Source organism: Geosporobacter subterraneus DSM 17957, assembly GCF_900142145.1.
GTDB classification, from domain to species: Bacteria; Bacillota; Clostridia; order Peptostreptococcales; family Thermotaleaceae; genus Geosporobacter; species Geosporobacter subterraneus.
The window spans coordinates 36,869-59,119 of the sequence record NZ_FQZV01000026.1 but is presented as its reverse complement, the minus strand read 5'-3'; the positions used below and the strand labels follow the sequence as shown (position 1 = coordinate 59,119).

The window sequence follows — 22,251 nt, the reverse complement described above, 5'->3', positions numbered from 1 at the left end:
CAAGATTGCATCAAAGATAATCCGATCAGCAAGATATATTACATTCAAACTTTGTAGCAGCTGCCCATATAAAGAGGAATTCTACGAAACCTTTGAAAACATAAGGCGACTCCCAAAGTTTGAATAGCAAAAACAGTGAACCTTGGCAATTTCAAAACGGCAAAAACAACCCAAAAACAACTATTACGGGATAAGTCTACCCTTTTTTAGGAACTTTTTCCTTTATATAGATTTTTAAAACTGATAAAACTCAATTTTGAGGGTCTAAATTCATTTTTTAGATCTTCATGAATAATTCAGGGTAATCTTGCTTATGTTCTATAAGATTCTTCGCTAACGCTCAGAATGACATGCTTCTAAGGTTTATTTGGAAATAATTGGATTACGTTGACGCCTATGACGCCAATATAAATGAAAGATAAATATCGAGTAGGAGATAGATAATTATTTTATCTATCGTCCTCTCACACCACCGTACGTACGGTCCCGTATACAGCGGTTCATTAAGTATCGACTTTAACAACAAGATAATAATCTAGAAATCCTATGAAACCTTGTTCCTTCCAGTACTGGTTGGTCAAGGTTTTATTTAATATCCATGACTTAGCAATACGCCAGTACCCTTTTCTACTATTCGCATGTTGCCATGCTTCTTTGGGACTCGTTCCAAGTTTCACTAGATTTTTGTATTTGGTGGAAGTCTTTTTCCATTCTTTCCACCGAACTGCTCTAAGCCTTCTTCTTACCCATCCATCCAGATTGCCTACTAACCATTGCATACTTGTGAGCCTGTAGTATTGTGTCCATCCCCTAAGGAGCTGATTGAGTTTTCTAATTCTTTCTTCCATAGCCACTGACCAGTTTTTATTTGTTATCTCCCTTATCTTTTGCCTTAGTCTATCTACTCTTTCTTTAGGAACTTTATAGCCGATGAATCCTTCTTTAGTCTTGTAAAAACTATATCCTAGGAATGTCATTCAGAAGGGTTGCCCTGTCTGACTTTTTTCTGTATTGACCTTGAGTTTTAGTTTTGTCTCTATGAATGTACTGATCCCTTCCATGACCCGCTCTGCTGCTCTTGGACTTCTCACGTAGATGTTACAGTCATCTGCATATCTTACAAACTTTAATCCTCTTCTTTCCAGTTCCTTGTCTAGGTCATCTAGCATGATATTGCTAAGCAATGGGCTAATGGATCCTCCTTGTGGGGTCCCTTCTTCATTTTTCACTAGTACTCCATTTAGCATAATCCCTGTATTTAGATATGCTCTTATGAGCTTTAAAACTCTCTTATCTTGAATTATTCTTGCCACACGTGCCATAAGCATATCGTGATTTACTCGGTCAAAGAATTTCTCTATGTCTATGTCTACTACCCATTCATATCCTTGCTCTATATATGTCTTTGCTTGTTTTATCGCATCATGGGTGCTTCTTCCCACTCTAAATCCATAACTATGTTCACTAAAGTTTTCTTCAAAATATGGGGTAATTATTTGTACAATTGCTTGTTGGATGATTCGGTCTATGACTGTTGGTATCCCTAACTCTCTCTTCCCGCCATTTGGCTTCGGTATTTCTACCCTTCTTACTGGCTTTGGTTTATACTAACCTTCTAGTAGATCCTGAATCAGTTCTCTACCATTTTCTTTTAGGTAGTTAAAAGAATCTTCCATGGACATGTTGTCTACTCCATGACTTCCTTTATTCCTTTTCACTTGTCGATAAGCTAAGTTAAGGTTATCCCGGTGGACAATGCTTTCTAGTAGTCCTGTTGTTTCCATCTTGGCTCCTCCTTTTAATAATGCCTTCGTTACACTACACGCTCCCTAGTTTATCTTGAGCATCTATCTCTACTTCCACTGGGTAGCTTTATTTTCTGTGGTTATCGTATAACAATGAATCCATTAATGTTCTTGCCACTTAATGTTCAACCCTTCCCACTCTCGTGGTACTATGGTCTCTGCTGACTTCTCATAGCTCAGCCATATATCGCTATATGGGTTGTCTTTATGACCTGCTATGAGATCTCCCCAGGTAAGAACGCAGTCTTTCCTTCCATCTATCTGCCACATATACTGGTATAGCCTTGGGTGGTAAGGATTTTGTTTTGCTACGCAAACTCATCCAACTATATCAGCCTCATATGTGATTCGTGTTCCTCAGACCGGAAGTTTGCCGCTGGCTTCCTTCAGATTCCTTGTCGCCAAGGACACCCTTGCCTTAAGCTAACACCTACTACCACCTTCGGTGTTCAGGACTTTCACCTTTAAGACTGCGCCCATGCTGGGCGCACGTAGGGGACGACCTATGTGTCGTCCCGAAAAAAGCGGGCAGGCACGCAGGTCTGCCCCTACAAAACAACATCTTGTTGTAGATGCGTAAATCAATAGCTCTTTTTATGAGTTAAACACTATTTAATTTATGCACACTTGTCTCTATGTTGGCATAACTTATATTAGCCAAAGGAAAAGGCTAAGGACATTAAAATGATTGGAGGTGCAACCCATGAGCGAAACTAAAGGATTATTTGGAGGGATTGGCGGTATCGGTGATAACACATCATTGTTATTCTTCTTCCTATTGCTCGTAATAATATTCTGTAATTGCGGATTGTTTGGAGGAATTGGCGGTATTGGTGATAACACATCATTGTTATTCTTCTTCCTATTGCTTGTAATAATATTCTGCAATTTTGGAATTTTTGGAGGAATTAGAGGATGCTAAATAATATAGAATTGGGTAATCCCCAATTCTTTACATAATAAATTTTGATGTTGTCACGCAATCGCCTCCTTAAAATAAAAAACCACCTTCAGAAAAGGTGATTTTTACTTAAGCGAGCAAGTCTATAAGCCGAGTTCTGTATTCGACAGTCATCTATCTAGGCCTGCTGTTGCCAGCAGGCTCAAGCAACCTACCACGGGACACGACGGGCAGCCGCTTTTTTGTCCCTACTTGGTCTTGCTCCGGGTGGGGTTTACAGAGCCAACTAGTCGCCTAGTTGCTGGTGAGCTCTTACCTCACCTTTCCATCCTTACCTAGTATGCTGTCGAGAAGGTAACCCCTTCTACAGTGGGTTGCACTCTCAACAACATACCAGGCGGTCTATTTCTGTTGCACTATCCTTGGAGTCGCCTCCACTGGGTATTACCCAGCACCTTGCCCTGCGGAGCTCGGACTTTCCTCGTCAGTAAATTGCTTCACTGACGCGACCATCTGACTTACTCGCTTTATTTAGTTTTAACGACAAAGAATATATTATCATATACAATTGCTTTTGTCAAAATCCAAATATTGTAAGATATGTGTCGCCCTCTACCCCTTAAGCCGTGCATATAATATTCTGCTGCAGTTGTTACAGGTTACAAGTTTGTGGTTTTTTAAATCTGATATAGTCATAATGGGCAGATCCATATGGCAGCCTGTACAGATATCAAATTCCACCAATGCAACAGGCTTGCTTTTACGCCGCTTTACATCCTCGTAAGCATCCAGATAAGTTTTTTCTATATTTTTTAAATGGGAATTTATTTTTTCCGCCAATTCACTTATTTCAGCCTGTACTTTTTCCAAGCTGATTTTTCTTTCTTTAAGCATATGTTTGATTTTAGAGCCCGCCTTTTTTTCTCTAATTTCTTCTTCCTGAACTTTTTCTTCTAAGGACTCTGTTTCTTCCATTTTTTCCACCAGCTTTGCTTCTACCCGTGTATACTCTCCTTCTGCTTTCTCCTGCTCTTTCAGCAGACTTCCCAACTGCTTTAAATCATTGATTTTCCCACTGTAAAGCTTTTCTTTTACCTCTTCTCTCTTGAAATCCAGTTCTTTTAGATCTTGTTCCATTTTTTTTATATCTTTTTGAGCATCTTCCAACTGCTTTTTCATTATTTCATATCCCTGTTTCATTTTCTTGTGATCTTGAATGCTTTCTTCAATTTCCCTAGGCTGCTGAAGGCTTTTGAGGAGTCTCTCCTTATCCATTAACTGCTGCTCCATTTCTTGCAATTCCCATAGTAGATCCAACTGTCTCATAATAACCCACCTTTCTCTTATTTTAATCCTCTTCAATCTATACTTTCTATGATAAACATAAAAAAGGCCCACTGGGTGTGCTTCGCTAGGGGAACCTAGTCCCCTTCGACGACTGCAAGGCAGTCTGAGCACCCCTCTTACTGCGGCAGGGGATTTCATCCCCTACAACCCCTGCTTTTTTATTGTCTTAAAATGTTATAAAATGCCTTAAACTTTGAAATTACTTTTATTGAGGCTCCAGCAAATTTATACTTTCCTAGACAATAAAAAAAGAATAGGCAAAATAAACCTATTCTATATAAAGCAAAAGGGATTTATATTTGTGCTAGAAAAACACACCTCTACTGAACAGTGATGCTTCTTTAACAGCTGTTCCAAGCTCTTTGCATATAAGCCACATGCATAATTTTCTGTATCAAAATGTCCTGCATCAATCACCGCCATACCCAATTGGTGAGCATATTGCCCATCATGATACTTCACATCTCCCGTTATAAAGCAGTCACATCCTATCTGATAGGCATGATAAATATACTCTGCTCCGCTTCCGGTACAAAGTCCTATCTTGTAGACGATCTTATTTGGATCTCCTACAACTTTTATACTTTCTAACCCCAATAGCTGTTTAAGCTTGCTGCATAGCTGGGACAGTGTTTCCGGTTTCTCCCAATGGCCTACTCTCCCTAATCCGTTTTCTTCATATACATTTCCCAATAGATATAAATCATAGGCCACTTCTTCATAAGGGTGAGCTTCCTTCATTCTCTCAATGGCTGCTTTTAACCGATCTTCGGGAATAATTGTTTCTAACCGTGATTCTTTAACCCGTTTTAGATCTCCAATACTGCCCATATAAGGATTTGCACCTTTCAATGGTTTAAAAGTACCTTCACCAGCCAATTTAAATGAACATTCGCTGTAATTACCAATAAATCCGGCACCCTCACTACATAAAGCACCGCGAACAACCTCTTCATGAGACTCCGGTACAAAGACAACAATCTTATAATACTTTTTCCGATAGGTATTGGTTAGGGGTTTTATCGCTGATAAGCCAAGCTCCACTGCCAATAAATCATTCAACCCACCATAGGCCATATCTAAGTTGGTATGGGCACAATAGAGCAATATATCCTTTTGAATGAGAGAATAAATGATCTTACCCAGACCATCATCCGTTGTAACTTTTTTTAATGCTTTAAAAATCAATGGATGATGAGTTATGATCATATCTATCTGTCGTGCCTCTGCCTCCTGGAGAACAGAGTCTGTAACCTCCAGGCATACCATGATCCTATGTACCGGTTTATAGGGATTACCCAGCTGCAGTCCCACATTGTCCCATGATTCTGCTAAGTACAAGGGTGCCTGCTTTTCGATTAGGTCGATGATTTTTCTGCCTGATTCAGCCATTGTAACACCTCTTCTAATTTTTCAAGCTTCTTCATACAGCTTAACCGCTTTTCATGATCCTCAGCACTGCTCTGATACTTCAAACCTTCTATTATTACTTTATTTTTTTTGATATGTTTCAAAATAAATTCTCTAAGCAGGGGATCTTTATTCTCTATGAGTTTAAACCCGATATCGTAATATAATTCGTCGCTGATTACCTGGTGTCCTTTACGTACTACAATAATTTCATAGATTCGATGTTCTTCTTTTGCTAATCTTTCATCGATGATCTGAAAGTTATTGTTTATCAACCATTTTCTCAATTCATCTTGCGCCACCATCGGCTGTAAAATAAAAGTCTGTACCGTTTGCACGATATCCGGCCGGGCAGCCAGAAGATCACGGATTAGAAGACCGCCCATCCCTGCTATAATCACCGTATCTACCTCCCCGGGAGAAAGAACCTCCAGACCACTGCCTAACCTGGTTTCAATATAATTCTCCAAGCCGTTAGCTTTTATTGCGGCTTCTGCACTATTTAGCGGTCCCTTGTTTACGTCTGCAGCGATGACCTTTCTGGCAATTTGATGTTGGATCAAATACACAGGCACATACCCGTGATCTGTTCCAATATCAGCTACAACACTATTCTTATCTATCATTTCTGTAATTGCTAGTAACCTAGGCTTCAGTTTCATTTTCATTCCTCACTATTTATATTCCATATCCAATCATTTATTCCTGCTTCAAATTTGGGAGATACATTACAAAGTCCAGTAAATCCCGGTAGCTTCCTCTATAATCTGGAGCAGGCTCCTTATTTTCCCTGTTGATAATATTGTCTTCAATTAAAAATGTTTTCATACCTAGGTTTGCTGCGATCAAATCCTCCTGTACATCATTGCCGATCATCATACACTCCGCTGGTGACCTATTAATTTTCTGAAGGATTTCATTATAGAAGTCCAAATTAGGTTTACAAAAATGCATATTTTCATAATCTGTTATAAAGGAAAAGTCTTCAACCTCTAAACCAGTCCACTGAATGCGGTGAAGGATTGCCAGTCTTGGAAATAAGGGATTTGTAGCAACCACAAGCGTATAGCCTTTTTCCTTTAAAATATTAACGATCTCTCTGACAATTTCAATGGGTTGAGAAGTAAATTTCAGATTTTGGAACTCTTCTTCATAGAATTTATCTAGCACAGGCAACAGTTCTTGAAATACTGGTTCCACCTTTTTTGAAAAATCAGCCATAAACACTTCCTGATTGGTTTTATCCGGGTCTGTGCTGCAAACCATAAGCTCTGTTGAATCTAAAATCATCTTAGGCAGTTTTTTAGGATCTACTAAATGAGCACATCTTTCACTAAGAACCTTAAAATAATGATGCATAAATGTATCAGGATCTATGGGCAAAAGCGTTCCATCTAAATCAAATAATATGGTATTGATCAAAGATTTCATCCTCACTTTCTTTACGTTATCAGCCAATAATTCTCTACCATAAAATAAATCTGGTTGCATAAAATATTAGGAGGGAGGTCATTTCGATGAATGAAAAGAAGATTCAATCTCATTCCATGGCACCTAATCCTAGTTTAGTTCATTTCAAATGGGGTGGTACAACCAGTGAATGGGAAGAAGAAGCAGATCAGCTGATGAATTGTCTTCAGGATCAATTAGATGTAAAAGAAGATGATGCTGTAAAAAAGAAAAAGATAGAATATGCAGAACAAAAACAATACTGGTAGCCTTCGTTTATTTCAGCTCAATGCGTGTCATAAATGGTTATTGTAAACCAACATCTCAGTTTAAAAAAAGCCTTCTAAAAAACCTCATAGGCAGGCTTTATAGAAATACCTAATGTAGATTAGGAAAACTGCAGTGTATCATCAATCATTATTTCCTATGCGTTATAAAGATTCGCTCTATTCGAGCGAATCTTTATTCTAAGTAATCTTTTAATTTTTTGCTTCTGCTTGGATGTCTCAGCTTACGAAGGGCCTTGGCTTCTATCTGCCGAATTCGTTCCCTTGTAACATCAAATTTCTTTCCTACCTCTTCTAGGGTACGTGCTCTGCCATCATCTAGTCCAAATCTTAAACGCAATACCTTTTGTTCACGAGGTGTAAGGGTATCCAACACTTCTATCAGTTGCTCTTTCAGCATGGAGAAAGCAGCAGCTTCAGCAGGGGCAGGGGCATCATCATCAGGAATAAAGTCCCCCAGATGACTATCTTCTTCTTCGCCTATAGGTGTCTCTAAGGATACTGGTTCTTGGGCAATCTTTAATATTTCACGAACCTTTTCTACCGGTAGATCCATTTCTTTTGCAATTTCTTCCGGTCTAGGCTCTCTTCCTAACTCCTGCAGCAATTGTCTGGATATTCGAATGAGCTTATTGATTGTTTCCACCATGTGTACAGGGATTCTAATGGTTCTCGCTTGGTCGGCAATTGCTCTGGTAATTGCTTGTCTAATCCACCAGGTTGCATAAGTACTAAACTTATAACCTTTTCGCCAATCAAATTTTTCCACGGCCTTAATTAATCCTAAATTCCCTTCTTGAATTAAATCTAGGAAAAGCATCCCTCTACCAACATATCTTTTTGCAATACTGACAACTAATCGAAGATTTGCCTCACATAACCTCTTTTTCGCTTCGTCATCACCCTGCTCCATCTTTTTCGCCAGTTCAATTTCCTCTTCAGCAGAAAGCAAGGGAACTTTCCCAATTTCCTTAAGATACATTCTTACAGGATCATCTATATTAATACCTTTAGGTATAGAAATATCTAAGTCAACAATCTCTTCTGTCTCCGGTATGTCATCAATTTCTTCTGCTTCGGGTATATCATCAATATCTTCATCATCACGATCTCCTACGATATCAATACCCATAGAAGCCAAGTTGTCATAGACCTCTTCCACTTGCTCTTTATCTAGCTCAATTTCTTCTAAGGTGTTCATAATTTCATTGTATGTTAATATGCCTCTTTTTTTACCTTTGTCAATCAAGGTTTTTACTGATTCAACCTTTTGCTCTTCTACCTTCTTACTCATTAAATTCCCCTCCCTTCTTGCTTTTCTATAAGTGTTTGAGCTCCTTCAATATCTTTTCCAGTTGTATGCATAATTCCCTTATCCTCGCTATCTCCATTTGAGATTTATTTTCTTTCTTCTCCATTACTTTTAATTCTGTTTCAATATCTTTTTTCCTTTTCATAAGATCAAATTTTGCAATTTGATTGACAAAATCAATCAGCGCCTTTTGGGTATTGTCCTCTGATATGACTACCTTTTTTATATTATGAAGTATTGCAATTTCGTCAATGTCCAGTTGATTCATAATTAGATCTATATCAATCCTATTCATGCTTTCATAAGCCTTATGAATCATCTCTGCGATCTTTTCATGAACTGGATCAGTAAAATGATAGGTCTTTAACATGGTTTTAACATGATCAAAGTGCTGCTTATCGGCAAGCATCAATTTTAAAATGCCTCTTTCCGCTTCTAAATAACCTAACTTTTCCGTAGGTTGTAAAGATTCAATATTATATTTATTAGTATGCCTTTCAAACCTACTTCTATGCTTTTCTCCACTTACTATAGGTTTATGCATTTTTGCTGGCTGATTATACCTATTATTGCCATATATTTCCGTTTTTATAGCTTCCTCTGATATTTGCACCTCTACTGAAATTTTCTTGACATAGGCATCAACCTCCACAGGACTTTTCAATTGCTTTAAGACTGCTGAGATTGCTTTGGTGAATTTAATTCTGCCCTCTATAGTAGTTAAATCATGCTCTTTTTTTACTAACGAAATTTTATAGTCGATCAGTGAGAGTGCCCTTTCCAATTCATCCAAGAAAGTTTTTTTCCCTTTTTTCGTTATAATCTCGTCAGGATCCTTACCCTGGGTGAATGTAACAACCCTCACATCACATCCTACTTCACCCAATACCTCTAAACCTCTCAGAGTAGCTGTCTGTCCTGCACTATCTCCATCGTAGGCAACATATACTTCATCGGCGTAACGCTTCAAAAGTGTCGCCTGTTCTTTTGTCAATGCGGTTCCTAAAGAAGCTACAGCATTAACAATACCACGCTGACTTAAGGAAATAACATCCATATACCCTTCAACTACAATTACCCGCTTCTCTTTTCCCAGAAGCTTTTTGGCAATATTTAGTCCATAGAGATTTTTTCCTTTACTAAATACAGATGTTTCTGGAGAGTTAAGATACTTAGGCTGTTGTTCATCCTCCAGTGCCCTTCCTCCAAAACCGATTACCTTTCCGGTAGTATTAATAATAGGAAATATGATTCGATTGCGGAAGCGGTCATAACAGCCGTCTTTTTGACTTCTTTTTAATACCAATCCAGCTGAAAGGATTTGTTCCTGCCTATATCCTTTTTTTAAAAGATGACTGTTTAAAGCCTCCCATCGATTCTCAGCATAGCCCAAGCCAAATTTCTTAATGGTATTCAGCTCAACCTTTCTTTCTTTAAGATATCTTAGCCCGGGATTATCTTTTCCAATAAGATTATTATAAAAGTAAAGTGCAGCCTCCCGATTGATCTCGAAAATAAGATTTCTATTCTCAAATTCTTTTTTTTCTTCCTTTGAGGAAGTCTCTTCAATGCGAATGCCTGCCTTTTCACCTAATGCAGTCACCGCATCGATAAAATCAAGATTTTCCATTTTCATGACGAAATTTATGACATCTCCGCCCTGTCCACAGCCAAAACAATGATATAACTGTTTCTCCTCAGATACAATGAATGAGGGGGTTTTCTCATGATGAAAAGGGCATAACCCTTTATAATTACTGCCAGCTTTCTTTAACGCTACATATTTCGATACAGTTTCTACGATGTCGCTTCTATTTCTAACTTCTTCAATTAATCCTTCATGTATATTGATACCCATAGCTATCACCCATATAATCCTTTTAGTAATGTTTCTCCACTTTTAGCAAATTTCCTTCTTAGCGGCAAATAAAAGCCCAGCTATCATTGAGAATTATATAGTGACTTTTTCAGCATATTTTCGAAGTTCATCACGAACAAGCGATTCTCGCTGCTAGAACGTTTTGAAGGTCCTTTCACCTTTCCTCCGGCCCTCATGATTTTTTGATTCATGTGTCTTTTATATAATAGTAAATCCATATTATCCGCAGTATATTGCATCCCTCGGCTGGACATACATAGGGCCCTCTTCATCAGTACAATTGACGCTAAGCCATAGTCGTCGGTAATGACGATATCTCCGCCTTTGACTCTGTTAATGATCTCCATATCTGCCGATTGATTCCTGTGATCCACCACAACATACTCTGAAAAGCCGTCGGATTTTGTTAGATGACAAATACTTAATACGATGATTACCTTTAATTGGTACTTTGATGAAATTTCAACGATTTCTCTTTTTACGGGGCAAGCATCCCCATCGACATAAATGAACATAATATCATCCTTAATCTTTAGCGATTCTCATTATTCGACATATATCACGATGAATCCTTCTAAAAAACTCAAAAAAATAAGTGCAGAATTTTCTTAACTCTATTTCCAAACAGTTGGCACAAAAATATCCAAATATTTTTGTATCGCATATCTGTCTGTCATTCCAGCAATATAGTCCTTTACTGTTTCTTGAACTCCAAACTCCTGGATTCTTTGTCTCATTTCATCAGGAAGCTTATCATATTTTCTTAGAAAATAATGATACAATTCTTGGATAATATGCTGGGCCTTTTCTTCTTCTCTTTTTGCTTTTTTATTTAGATATACATTATCAAACATAAAGGATCTAAGCTTGTCAATATAAAACAATTTCTCCTGGCTTTGCGTGATCATTGTTTGATGTTGACTTTGGTAAATCACATCCATAATCATGGCATTGATTCGATCACTGTGGGTAAATCCCAGATTTTCCAAACAATCCTTTGGCAGATCCTCATATTTTAAAACACCTGCACGAATCGCATCATCAATATCATGATTAATATAGGCGATTCTATCGCTGATCTTCACAATTTGTGCTTCTAATGTAGCAGGACTCTCCGACCCTGTATGGTGTAAAATCCCATTCCTTACCTCAAAGGTTAGATTCAACCCATAGCCTCTTTTTCCCTTTTCCAGATGATCTACTACCCTCAGGCTCTGTACATTGTGATGAAATCCCGTTGGATGCACTTCGTTGAGTACTCTTTCTCCGCTGTGTCCAAAGGGAGTATGGCCCAGGTCATGTCCTAATGCAATGGCCTCTGTCAAATCCTCGTTTAGCTGCAATGCTCTTGCTACAGTCCTGGATATCTGAGCAACTTCTAAGGTATGGGTCAGCCTCGTGCGATAGTGATCTCCCTCAGGAGACAAAAATACCTGGGTCTTATGCTTAAGGCGGCGAAAGGCTTTTGCATGGAGTATCCGATCCCGGTCTCTTTGAAACTCAGTTCTTACTTCACAAGGAGGCTCATGAAACATTCTTCCCCTGGTGTTTTCTGATAATGTGGCATAAGGTGAAAATCTCTCTTTCTCATATTTTTCAGTGATTTCACGAAACAGCATATGTTTTCCCTCACATATAATAGATCTTTGACAGTATTCAATTTAAACAGCATCTATTGATAGGAGTTTGTTCTTTGCTTCGTCAAAAGTATTTTCACTTATATTTGTTATCTTATTATATATACCACAATAATGCCTTTATTCCTTCTTATAGGGCGAACATTTTTTCGATAAAATAGGGTATGGCTTTTTACCATACCCTTAGAATTATCTGTTTTTAATTGCTGCTCTTGCAGCAGCCAGTCGTGCAATAGGCACACGATAGGGGGAACAGGATACATACTGTAATCCGATACGGTGGCAGAATTCTATGGAATCGGGATCGCCACCATGCTCTCCGCAAATACCCAACTTAATATCCGGCCTTGACCTTCTACCCAGCTCTATGGCAATTTCCATCAGCCTGCCGACACCAATTTGATCCAATCTCTGGAATGGGTCCTTTTCAAAAATTTCTTTTTTTCGATATTCTCCAATGAATTTGCCTGCATCATCCCTGGAAAACGCATAGGTCATCTGTGTTAAATCATTGGTTCCGAAGGAGAAGAATTCTGCCTGCTCTGCAATCGCATCTGCAGTTAAAGCTGCCCTCGGTACTTCTATCATCGTTCCGATGAGATAATCAATGCTTTCCTGATACTGCTCCATGATATCCTTCGCCGTATCTACAATCAACTTTTTGACGATTGCTAATTCTTTTTCATGAGCAATCAATGGCACCATGATTTCCGGCTTAACATCCAATCCTTTTTCTTTTTTCACTTCTAAAGCCGCCATAATAATGGCTCTGACCTGCATTTCATAGATCTCAGGATATGTGATGGCCAGTCGGCATCCACGATGACCCAGCATCGGATTGAATTCTTTAAGTTCTTCTACTGTCTCCTGCAATTGGGCATACTCCATGCCCAGCTGAGCAGCCAAGGCCTTGATATCCTCTTCATGATGAGGTAAGAATTCGTGCAATGGCGGATCTAACAAACGAATGGTAACCGGTCTTTCACCCATTTCTTCAAAAATACCTGCGAAATCCTCTTTCTGGAAAGGCAACAGCTTGTTTAATGCAGTCATTCTCTCCTCTTTAGTTTTCGAGATAATCATTTGCCGTACCGCTGGAATCCTGTTCTCTTCAAAGAACATATGCTCTGTTCTGCACAGACCAATTCCCTCTGCCCCAAACTTTACAGCTATAGCAGCATCTCTAGGGGTATCTGCATTGGTTCGAATTTTTAGCGAACGAGTATCATCGGCCCATTTCATCAAAATGCTAAACTTTCCTGAGAGCTCAGGCTCCATTGTTGGGATACTGCCTGCATATACAATCCCCGTATTGCCATCTAATGAAATGTAGTCCCCTTCTTTAAACAGCTGGTCCTTCGTCTTAAATGTCTTGTTAGCTTCATCGATTCGTATTTCGCCGCAGCCTGCTACACAGCATTTGCCCATTCCTCTAGCTACAACCGCTGCATGGGAAGTCATACCTCCTCTGGCAGTTAGAATTCCTTCTGCAGCCACCATTCCTTCTATATCCTCCGGAGAGGTTTCCAATCGCACCAGAATTGCCTTTTCTCCTTCGTTAACAGCGGCCACTACATCTTGAGCACTAAAATAGATTCTTCCCGTAGCAGCGCCGGGAGATGCAGGCAGGCCCTGGGCAATTTTCTCAGCTTCTTTTAAGGCCTTTTCCTCAAAGGTTGGGTGCAGCAGTTGATCCAGCTGCATAGGCTCTACACGCATGAGTGCAGTTTCTTTGTCAATAATTCCTTCCTCTACCATATCTACTGCGACATTAATTGCTGCAGCGGCTGTTCTTTTTCCATTTCTTGTTTGAAGCAGAAACAGCTTTCCATTTTCAATGGTGAACTCGATATCCTGCATATCCTTATAATGATTCTCCAGTAAATTAGCAAGGTTAACAAATTGTTTATAAACCTCCGGCATATACCCTCGCAGCTGCTCTATGGATTGAGGTGTTCTAATTCCTGCCACAACATCTTCTCCTTGAGCATTCATCAGGAACTCCCCGAAAATCTTCTTTTCACCCGTGGACGGATTCCGTGTAAATGCAACTCCAGTACCGGATGTATCCCCCATGTTTCCAAACACCATGGATTGTATATTCACTGCAGTACCTAGGTGCCCCGGTATATCATGAAGATCCCGGTATACTACAGCTCTCGGATTATTCCATGAATCAAATACAGCAGTTACTGCCATAAGAAGCTGCTCTCTTGGTTCCTGTGGAAATTCCTTTCTCGTCTCCTTTTGTACCAACTGCTTATAGGCTTTAATAATATTTTTTAATTGATTTGCAGTTAAATCGGTATCTAAAGTGATATTATTTTCTTCCTTCTCACGGTCTAGGATATGCTCAAATTTAAATTTTGGTATATTGAGCACCACGTCTCCAAACATCTGGATAAACCGTCTATAGCTGTCAAATGCAAAACGCTCATTGCCTGTTGCCAAAGCCATTCCAACGACTGTTTCATCATTTAAGCCTAAGTTTAGAATCGTATCCATCATACCAGGCATAGAGAATACAGAACCTGAACGGACAGATACCAGCAGCGGATTTTGCACATTGCCAAATCTCTTATCCGTCCTGTTTTCCAGTTCTTCAAGGGCTTGAAAGATTTCTTCGATAATAAGAGAGTTAATTTGCTTTTGATCCTCATAATAACGGTTACATGCTTCCGTGGTCACTGTAAACCCTGGGGGAACAGGCAGTCCGATCTTAACCATTTCTGCAAGATTGGCACCCTTTCCGCCAAGAAGGGATTTCATTTCCTTGCTTCCCTCATCAAAAAAATATACATATTTTTTATTCATGATTCCACTCCTCTCACCCATTATTTCAGATGGTTATTTTGTTTCATAATTTCCAGTATAATATTCGCGCTCTCTTCTACTGCTTTTGTAGAAACATCAATGACTGGACATCTTAATCTTTTCATCAGCCCATCCGCATATTCCAGTTCCTCAAGAATTCTGTCCATGTTAGCATAGCTTGCTTCATTACTCAATCCCAAAGCCTTTAATCTTTCTTGGCGAATCTCGTTAAGCTTGATTGGATTTGTAGTCAGTCCAATGATTTTCTTAGACGGTATCTCGAACAGCTCTTCTGGAACGGGTACCTCCGGTACAAGAGGTACATTGGCAACCTTTATATTTTTATGGGCAAGATACATGCTTAAAGGTGTCTTAGAGGTTCTTGAAACACCGATTAAAATGATATCTGCCTTTTTTAAGCCTCTAGGGTCTTTTCCATCGTCATATTTTACTGCAAACTCGATAGCTTCAACCTTTCTAAAATACTTCTCATCCAGCTTTCGTATCAACCCCGGCTCATTCTTAGGTTCACTCTTGATGATGGTTTGAATCGAGTCAATGATAGGCGTCATAATATCAATAGCAGGAATATTGTTCGATGCTGCCATTTCGATCATTAGACTGCGAAGGGCAGGTACAACCATGGTAAACACAATAACACAATTTTCATTTACTGCCTCGCTAAATACCTCCCGAATTTGTTCTGCTTCTGATATGTAAGGAAACCTTCGAATATCGTAATCATTACATTCAAACTGACTCACAGCAGCCTTAACCACCTGTTCCGCTGTTTCACCTATTGAGTCGGAGATTACATAAACGACCAATCTGCGATTCATATACTCTATCCCTCCATCTGCATTATTGTCTTCCTAGTTCCACAAATAATCTGGCAATGTTGGTTTTAGATATCTTACCAACCACTTTAAATAGTTCTTTTCCTCCGATAATTTCCTTCTCTACTACAGGCAGACTGTCTACCTCATGTTCGATAATTTTTATAGCTGCCTCTAAGGCTGTTTCATGGGGATAAGTTAAAACAATATTTGGCATCCGGGTCATTATCAACCCTACAGGAACCTTATGGATCTCCATTCCACCCATAATACTTTTTAAAAAATCTTTTCTAGATACTACTCCGGTTAGATATCCTTTAGACACCACATAAATTGAGCCTACGTCCTCCAGGAATAATGCAACGATTCCATCATAAAGGCTGGTCTGCTCGTCTACAATCACAGGGATTGATTTAATATCACTAACACGGGTTTTTCGAATCTGCTCAGAAATAATATTAACCCCGTTATTTCCTGAATAGAGGTACCCTACCTTTGGTCTTGCATCTAATATTCCTGACATCGTCAAAATAGCCAGATCCGGACGCAGAGTCGCTCGTGTAACCTTTAACAGCGCTGCAATTTGCTCACTGGTGATGGGTTCATTTTCCTTTACGATCTCTACGATTCTTTGTTGTCTTTCTGAAAGCTCCAAAATAATCACCTCTCTTCGAAGATAGATTATATGTGTTATACTATTTTATATTGTGCTATATTATATTGTAGCAAAGCTTCGGTTCTTTTGCTATACTTTTTTTAAAAAAAGAGACAATAGAGATGAAATTAAAAATCATTCATCACTATTGTCTACCTTTGTGCCTATTTTTATAATATGAAATGTGCCTTATGAAAAGCACCATCCAATTCTAAAGCTGGATTTTTGCTTCAATAAACTTCTCTAAATCTTCAATCTTAACTCTTTGCTGGGTCATTGTATCCCGATCCCGGACAGTTACGGCATGATCTTCTAAAGAATCAAAGTCAAATGTAATACAAAGAGGTGTTCCTATTTCATCGTGTCTTCTATATCGCTTACCAATGCTGCCTGCTTCATCATAATCCACCATAAATTTTTTCGCTAATTGTTGATACAGAGCACTTGCTCCTTCACTAAGTTTTTTTGTTAATGGAAATACAGCTGCCTTAAAAGGAGCAAGAGCCGGATGGAATTTTAATACAATACGATCACTGCCATCTTCCAATTGTTCTTCCTCATATGCATCGATTAGGAATGCCAAAGTAACCCGGTCTGCACCTAAGGAAGGCTCTATACAGTAGGGAATATATTTCTCGTTGGTAACAGGATCCTGATAAGTAAAGTCAACACCAGAGTGTTCGCTGTGCTGCTTTAAGTCAAAGTCTGTTCTATCGGCAATACCCCAAAGCTCTCCCCATCCAAAAGGAAACTTATACTCAATGTCTGTGGTTGCGTTACTGTAATGGGATAATTCTTCTTTTTCATGATCTCTTAGTCGAATATTCTCTGGGTTCATATTTAGATCTAACAGCCATTGATTACAGAAGGACTTCCAGTAGTTAAACCATTCGATATCCTCTCCCGGTTTGCAGAAAAACTCAAGCTCCATTTGTTCAAATTCACGGGTTCTGAAAGTAAAATTGCCTGGTGTGATTTCATTTCTAAAGGATTTACCAATTTGTCCAATGCCGAAGGGAACCTTCTTTCTAGATGTACGCAATACATTTTTAAAGTTTACAAAAATCCCTTGTGCCGTTTCAGGACGAAGGTAGATTTCTGCCTTTGAATCCTCAGTTACCCCTTGATAAGTCTTAAACATCAAATTAAACTGTCTAATTTTCGTGTAGTTGACAGCCCCGCACTCAGGACAGGCAATTTTCTTCTCTTCAATATAATCCTGCATTTTATCATTGGACCAACCGTCTACGGTTACTTCTTCCCCAGCATTTTTCAAATAATCCTCTATCAGCTTATCTGCCCTGAACCTAGCTTTGCAGGCTTTACAATCCAATAAAGGATCATTAAAGCCCCCTACGTGGCCTGAAGCTACCCATGCCTGCGGATTCATTAAAATAGCTGCATCTAACCCCACATTATAGGGTGATTCTTGAATAAATTTTTTCCACCATGCACGTTTCACATTATTTTTTAACTCTACACCAAGTGGGCCATAATCCCAAGTGTTTGCCAACCCTCCATATACCTCTGAGCCTGGAAATACAAATCCTCTGGATTTTGCCAGGGCAACAATCTTATCCATTGTTTTTTCCGTTGCCATATTTAATCCTCCTTCACAAATTTGAATAAAAAATAAAAAGCCCTTCATCCCTTGTAAATACAAGGGACGAAAGGCTAAACTTCCGCGGTTCCACCCTAATTGGTATCTGGTACCCACTTTAATATCCTCGCTCCAGAGCTCCCTTCATCAAGTCATTATATCGGTATCTCAGCCCCACCGACTCTCTTGGATAATGGTTATTGACTACTCTTCTCTCTCATAGCACATGCCATATACTTTTTTACGATTCTATCATATTGCTCTAGGCCTGTAAAGATATTCTTAGCTATTTTTTTAATCTTTTTCATATTTATTAGTCTAAACCCATAGATTATTCTTCATCTTTCTTTTCTTCTTTTTCTGTTGGATTTACCTTTGTCTTAAATTCATCTACCTTACTGCGTACTGTATTGTAAGTATCATCTGCAATTTCGTTGAGATCTAATACCTCTCCGGTATCCTTGACAATCTCTATTTTGCATTTGGTAGCAAAGGCAGTGAATACGCCAACCATAGCAATAGGTGGTGATAAAATAGCCCCTATCGCACCGGCAGTTACCGGAATATTCATAATCACCTCTCCATCACGCTTTAATAAGATCTTTGTTACATTTCCCTTCTTTACTACAGCTTTCAGCTTCTCTAGAATCTCGTTCCCGGCACCCGTTAAGTTATCGGTCCACCGGATATTTTGTCTTTCCTCAATATGCACGATTGCATCTACCACATTTCCCGCTGTTGCCTCTAGTGCTTCCTTTGCTTCCTTATAGGTTACTCCAGTTCTTTCTCTCACCTGATCGATTTTTTCTAAAGTAATCTCCATAAATACACCACCCTTTTTATTTTATATGATTTAAAAACTCTAAACTTTTGAAAGCATTTTTTTCTAAATGGGTCCCAATATAATGTCTTGTAATCTTGTTTAGCTCCTCTATGACCTCTGTGCGGATCATTAGCTTAGCAATCTGTCCTAAATCTTGGGTAATGAGATACTGCATTACCCGTATGGTTACCGGAGATATTTTCATTGCGTAAGGATCCTGTTGAAAGCAATTTTTGCATAGAATCCCCCCCTCCGATGAGCTGAATCGGGGATTGCCTAATTCTGATGTACCGCAATATACACAATGCTCCAGTTCTGGCTTATACCCAGAATAATATAATAGTTTCATCTCATAGGCTTTAATCAGGGTCTCCATATTTTTTTTGCTTTTGGAGAAAAGCTGCAGGAGATCAACTAAAAGCTCAAATAACCGATTGTTCGTTTGTCCCTCTTCAATAGCAGCTAAGGTCAGCTCCAATAAATAAGCTCCATAGGCCAGCTTCGTAACCTCTTCACGAATTGAATAAAAGGAATCTCTTAAATCTACCTGCGTGATCTGAAATAGATCACGTCCCTTAAACAAAACAAATTCGCCATAGGAGAACAACTGAGTTCCCACGGCATATTTTCCTTTATGTCTTCCAGAGGCCTTTGAAACCGCCTGCACCTTACCAAGTTTTTTTGTAAAGAGGGTTATAATCCGATCTCCTTCTCCAAATTTGTTTTGTTTCAAGACCACCGCGTCGGTCTTTATTAGCATTTCATCACCTCAAGAATGCATGCTTCTTTGAACCTTCTATATTTTCCTTTGTCTTTGTAGATAATGCACGTTCTATATTTTTATAATATAGATATGCTTGAATACTGCCAGTGCTTTCAAATAGCTTCCATAATGTATTTTGTACCACCCTACCATCCCTTTCATATGAAATCGTATCATATATTATGGTTTTCAATGATTGGGGGTTCCTATACAATGAAAAATCTGTCATACCTTAACTTTTTTCTATTTGTACCCCAGTTGATTTAATGTTGCCTCGTGATCCCGCCAATCTTCCTTAATCTTAACCCATAGCTCAAGAAAAATCTTCGTTCCCATAAGTCTTTCAATATCTTCCCGGGCACTTTTACCGATCCCCTTCAGTTTTCTCCCATTCTTGCCGATGATAATCCCCTTATGAGATTTTCGTTCACAAAGGATGGTTGCCTGTATATCCAGGATATCCTTGTCTTTCCTTTTTTTCATAGAGTCGATTTGTACAGCTACTCCATGGGGAACTTCATCCTGCAGATAGTGCAGCAGTTTCTCCCGAATGATTTCAGAAACAATCACCCGTTCCGGCTGATCTGTAATCATGTCTGCCGGGAAATACTGTGGCCCCTCCGGAAGAAAGGCAATAATTTTATTGAGTAGTTTCTGGATGTTTATATCCTCTAATGCGGATATTCCGATGATCTCCTCGAAGATTCCTGTCTCATTATAGAGATGATACATTTTTTCGTAAGCATCTGGCGGAATCTTATCGATCTTGTTGATTACAAGGATAATCGGTGTTTTTATTCCTTTAAGTGATTCTAGTATAAACTGATCTCCTCCACCCATATTGGCGGTATCATCAATTAAAAATAGTACCACATCTACTTCATTTAAGGTCTGTTGCGCAGACCTCACCATATACTCTCCAAGTTTGTTTTTGGGCTTATGGATTCCAGGCGTATCTAAAAAAATAATTTGATAATTCTCCTGTGTGTAGATCGATTGAATTTTATTTCTCGTTGTCTGGGGTTTATCAGACATAATGGCAATTTTTTCACCCACCATCCTATTCATCAAGGTAGATTTTCCTACATTGGGTCTACCTACGATGGTTACAAATCCTGATTTGAACTTCATCACAAACCCTTCTTTCTCATCTAAGCTGTATTGAAATACTCTTTAGTATACAATGTTTTTTGGTAAAATACTATGTAGCTTGATATACTGTAGAACAGCACAGTGGCCGTTCCCTATTCTTCGTTTTTATTTTTCAAGATCTATACTGGAAAAGCTGTGGGGCAGCAGCTCTGCTGCAGTAAAGGTTTCTATTTTTCCTTCCTTAGTACTTACAATGATCCTGGTATCTTTGCCAAATTCTACAATCACCTGTCTGCAAATACCACAGGGAAAGGTATATCCCTCATTATCACTCACAACAGCTATCGCTTCAAAGGAACGATTCCCTTCAGAGATTGCCTTAAAAAGTGCTGTTCTCTCCGCACAATTGGTTCCTCCGAAGGAAGCACACTCTATATTACAGCCCGTATAAACCTTCCCGTCCTTCGTCAGCACCGCAGCCCCTACCCGAAACTGAGAATAAGGCACATAAGCATGCTTCATTGCTTCCTTAGCTTGATGTATTAATTCCAAATCCTTCAAAACATCCGCCTCCTAAACTACTCAAAAATTGGATTCATGGTTTTCGGCACCACTTGGATCCATGTAATACCAGGATTGAACTGAATTTCTTTTCCATTTTTTTCAAAGAACCGTGTTATACCTTTTCTTGACTTCTTCTCCCAGGCAATCTCTACCATCTCTCCCTGTGTCAGATAGTAGCCTTCACCCTTTCCAACCATTTCAATTTCTAAACGCCCTTCACTGTCAATAACCTTTGTTGCCGCTTTTTGTATGATAATATTCATAGCCTTCAGTTGCTGCTTAGAAATTTCATCTTGATGGGGCTTTCCATTGATCTCCCGATAATAAATCTCTTCCTCTTGATTGTACGTAAAAGAGGCTGTATAGTTTTTACTGTAAGGAAGACTCACTTTTAAGGTTTCAATACCATTTGGTTTTGCAGCATTGGCATGAAACTTTAAGCTTTCAAATACACCCTCCGTATTGTACTTGCTTTCACTGGCAGCCTTTCGAATCGCCTGGGAACTGGTGTACATATTATGGGGTGCTTGCTTATGGTTCTTTCTCCAGAAAATCGTACTGTTTCTGGACAGAGCATCGATATCTGCCATTTTTAGGGCCTTAATATCACTTTTTGCCTGTTCACTGCCGCCCACATGGACATAGAGAGCATCATACTCTAATGCACGATCTATAAAATAGGGTCTTGCACTTCGTACAGAACCGATAGTCTCTGGCTCATTAATTAAGAAAATACCCATATAGCGGGTGATTAAACCCTCGGCTAAAAACTCATAGACTACCTCCGCCTGATCCAGTCCAGCCTGAGGCCTGGCCTTAACCATGTTATCAAACATTACTGCAAAAGGCCTTCTCTCTATTCTTTCCTTCTCCACATAGATTCCACTAATCGGAGAAGGTACTTTTCCTTCTAAATTCTCTCTCGTATCTACAACATCACTTGGGCTTTCAGGTGTTTCAATGACTACCACATCATCCGGTTCTGATACTGCAGGCTTGTTTTTTCCACATCCTGTCGTAAAAATAAGTACACAAATCATCATCCAAAGTATAACTGCGCCGAATTTTTTCCTCATG

The 22,251-nt window shown here is 39.1% G+C and carries 23 protein-coding genes, 1 other RNA gene and 1 pseudogene; 3 read left to right on the top strand and 22 right to left on the bottom strand.

The window, feature by feature from the left end; translation table 11 throughout:
- On the top strand, window positions 1-127 hold a 127-nt coding region (locus BUB56_RS10710; RefSeq protein WP_190014409.1), incomplete at its 5' end, for a transposase.
- Between the two features lie 376 nt (window positions 128-503).
- On the opposite strand, the gene BUB56_RS19680 is transcribed toward BUB56_RS10710, so the two are convergent.
- The 3 genes and pseudogenes from BUB56_RS19680 to BUB56_RS19670 all read right to left on the bottom strand — a co-directional run bounded on the left by BUB56_RS19680 (window position 504) and on the right by BUB56_RS19670 (window position 1,784).
- Window positions 504-977 carry a group II intron maturase-specific domain-containing protein gene (locus tag BUB56_RS19680; protein ID WP_207650429.1) on the bottom strand — a complete coding sequence of 158 codons (474 nt, stop codon included), beginning with the start codon at window positions 975-977 and terminating at the stop codon, window positions 504-506.
- A pseudogene (ltrA, locus tag BUB56_RS19675) lies at window positions 978-1,595 on the bottom strand (group II intron reverse transcriptase/maturase); the annotation flags it as partial.
- A gap of 12 nt (window positions 1,596-1,607) precedes the next feature.
- Complete coding sequence (locus BUB56_RS19670) at window positions 1,608-1,784, bottom strand: hypothetical protein (protein WP_207650428.1); 177 nt, start codon at window positions 1,782-1,784, stop codon at window positions 1,608-1,610.
- A 724-nt stretch (window positions 1,785-2,508) separates the two neighbouring features.
- On the opposite strand from BUB56_RS19670, the gene BUB56_RS10695 reads away from it, so the two are divergent.
- The gene (locus BUB56_RS10695; RefSeq protein ID WP_110941313.1) at window positions 2,509-2,727 is read left to right on the top strand and encodes a hypothetical protein; all 219 of its coding nucleotides are present in this window, start codon (window positions 2,509-2,511) and stop codon (window positions 2,725-2,727) included.
- 109 nt (window positions 2,728-2,836) lie between these two features.
- Here BUB56_RS10695 and rnpB read toward each other — a convergent pair.
- The 5 genes from rnpB to BUB56_RS10670 form a co-directional block, all read right to left on the bottom strand.
- Window positions 2,837-3,231: RNase P RNA component class A (gene rnpB / locus BUB56_RS10690), an RNA gene on the bottom strand.
- A gap of 87 nt (window positions 3,232-3,318) precedes the next feature.
- Window positions 3,319-4,032, bottom strand: coding sequence for a zinc ribbon domain-containing protein (locus BUB56_RS10685; protein WP_190014407.1), 714 nt, complete (start codon window positions 4,030-4,032; stop codon window positions 3,319-3,321).
- A 294-nt stretch (window positions 4,033-4,326) separates the two neighbouring features.
- Window positions 4,327-5,445, bottom strand: coding sequence for a Nif3-like dinuclear metal center hexameric protein (locus tag BUB56_RS10680; RefSeq protein WP_110941311.1), 1,119 nt, complete (start codon window positions 5,443-5,445; stop codon window positions 4,327-4,329).
- Window positions 5,412-6,125, bottom strand: a complete 714-nt coding sequence (locus tag BUB56_RS10675) for a tRNA (adenine(22)-N(1))-methyltransferase (protein ID WP_110941310.1) — start codon at window positions 6,123-6,125, stop codon at window positions 5,412-5,414. Before BUB56_RS10675 ends, BUB56_RS10680 begins: the two co-directional genes overlap by 34 nt.
- Window positions 6,126-6,162: 37 nt before the next feature.
- The gene (locus BUB56_RS10670; RefSeq protein WP_110941309.1) at window positions 6,163-6,885 is read right to left on the bottom strand and encodes an HAD family hydrolase; all 723 of its coding nucleotides are present in this window, start codon (window positions 6,883-6,885) and stop codon (window positions 6,163-6,165) included.
- Window positions 6,886-6,980: 95 nt separating this feature from the next.
- Between BUB56_RS10670 and BUB56_RS10665 the strand changes: the two genes are divergently transcribed.
- A complete protein-coding gene (locus tag BUB56_RS10665; RefSeq protein ID WP_110941308.1) occupies window positions 6,981-7,181 on the top strand; it encodes a hypothetical protein in 201 nt (66 codons plus the stop codon).
- 193 nt (window positions 7,182-7,374) lie between these two features.
- On the opposite strand, the gene rpoD is transcribed toward BUB56_RS10665, so the two are convergent.
- The 14 genes from rpoD to BUB56_RS10595 form a co-directional block, all read right to left on the bottom strand.
- A complete protein-coding gene (rpoD, locus tag BUB56_RS10660) occupies window positions 7,375-8,493 on the bottom strand; it encodes an RNA polymerase sigma factor RpoD (protein WP_110941307.1) in 1,119 nt (372 codons plus the stop codon).
- Window positions 8,494-8,518: 25 nt separating this feature from the next.
- Window positions 8,519-10,369 carry a DNA primase gene (gene dnaG, locus BUB56_RS10655; protein WP_110941306.1) on the bottom strand — a complete coding sequence of 617 codons (1,851 nt, stop codon included), beginning with the start codon at window positions 10,367-10,369 and terminating at the stop codon, window positions 8,519-8,521.
- A gap of 83 nt (window positions 10,370-10,452) precedes the next feature.
- Window positions 10,453-10,905 carry a YaiI/YqxD family protein gene (locus tag BUB56_RS10650; RefSeq protein WP_110941305.1) on the bottom strand — a complete coding sequence of 151 codons (453 nt, stop codon included), beginning with the start codon at window positions 10,903-10,905 and terminating at the stop codon, window positions 10,453-10,455.
- Between the two features lie 99 nt (window positions 10,906-11,004).
- Entirely contained in the window at window positions 11,005-12,009 is a 1,005-nt protein-coding gene (locus BUB56_RS10645) for a deoxyguanosinetriphosphate triphosphohydrolase (RefSeq protein ID WP_110941304.1), read from the bottom strand.
- 207 nt (window positions 12,010-12,216) lie between these two features.
- The gene (gene ppdK / locus BUB56_RS10640; RefSeq protein WP_110941303.1) at window positions 12,217-14,841 is read right to left on the bottom strand and encodes a pyruvate, phosphate dikinase; all 2,625 of its coding nucleotides are present in this window, start codon (window positions 14,839-14,841) and stop codon (window positions 12,217-12,219) included.
- 20 nt (window positions 14,842-14,861) lie between these two features.
- Window positions 14,862-15,680, bottom strand: coding sequence for a pyruvate, water dikinase regulatory protein (locus tag BUB56_RS10635; RefSeq protein WP_110941302.1), 819 nt, complete (start codon window positions 15,678-15,680; stop codon window positions 14,862-14,864).
- A 22-nt stretch (window positions 15,681-15,702) separates the two neighbouring features.
- Window positions 15,703-16,341, bottom strand: a complete 639-nt coding sequence (locus BUB56_RS10630) for a helix-turn-helix transcriptional regulator (protein ID WP_110941301.1) — start codon at window positions 16,339-16,341, stop codon at window positions 15,703-15,705.
- A gap of 202 nt (window positions 16,342-16,543) precedes the next feature.
- Window positions 16,544-17,932, bottom strand: a complete 1,389-nt coding sequence (locus BUB56_RS10625; protein ID WP_110941300.1) for a glycine--tRNA ligase — start codon at window positions 17,930-17,932, stop codon at window positions 16,544-16,546.
- A gap of 331 nt (window positions 17,933-18,263) precedes the next feature.
- On the bottom strand, window positions 18,264-18,755 hold the full coding sequence (locus tag BUB56_RS10620; protein ID WP_110941299.1) for a DUF4342 domain-containing protein: 492 nt from the start codon (window positions 18,753-18,755) through the stop codon (window positions 18,264-18,266).
- Window positions 18,756-18,771: 16 nt separating this feature from the next.
- Entirely contained in the window at window positions 18,772-19,515 is a 744-nt protein-coding gene (gene recO / locus BUB56_RS10615; RefSeq protein WP_110941298.1) for a DNA repair protein RecO, read from the bottom strand.
- A 4-nt stretch (window positions 19,516-19,519) separates the two neighbouring features.
- Window positions 19,520-19,747: a YqzL family protein gene (locus BUB56_RS20380; RefSeq protein WP_110941297.1), complete on the bottom strand. Its 228-nt coding sequence runs from the start codon at window positions 19,745-19,747 to the stop codon at window positions 19,520-19,522.
- A gap of 14 nt (window positions 19,748-19,761) precedes the next feature.
- On the bottom strand, window positions 19,762-20,649 hold the full coding sequence (era, locus tag BUB56_RS10605; RefSeq protein ID WP_110941296.1) for a GTPase Era: 888 nt from the start codon (window positions 20,647-20,649) through the stop codon (window positions 19,762-19,764).
- Window positions 20,650-20,775: 126 nt separating this feature from the next.
- Window positions 20,776-21,171 carry a cytidine deaminase gene (locus BUB56_RS10600; protein ID WP_110941295.1) on the bottom strand — a complete coding sequence of 132 codons (396 nt, stop codon included), beginning with the start codon at window positions 21,169-21,171 and terminating at the stop codon, window positions 20,776-20,778.
- Between the two features lie 17 nt (window positions 21,172-21,188).
- Window positions 21,189-22,250 (bottom strand): DUF3048 domain-containing protein, encoded by a 1,062-nt coding sequence (locus BUB56_RS10595; protein ID WP_110941294.1) that lies wholly within the window; start codon window positions 22,248-22,250, stop codon window positions 21,189-21,191.
- Window position 22,251: the final 1 nt, after the last annotated feature.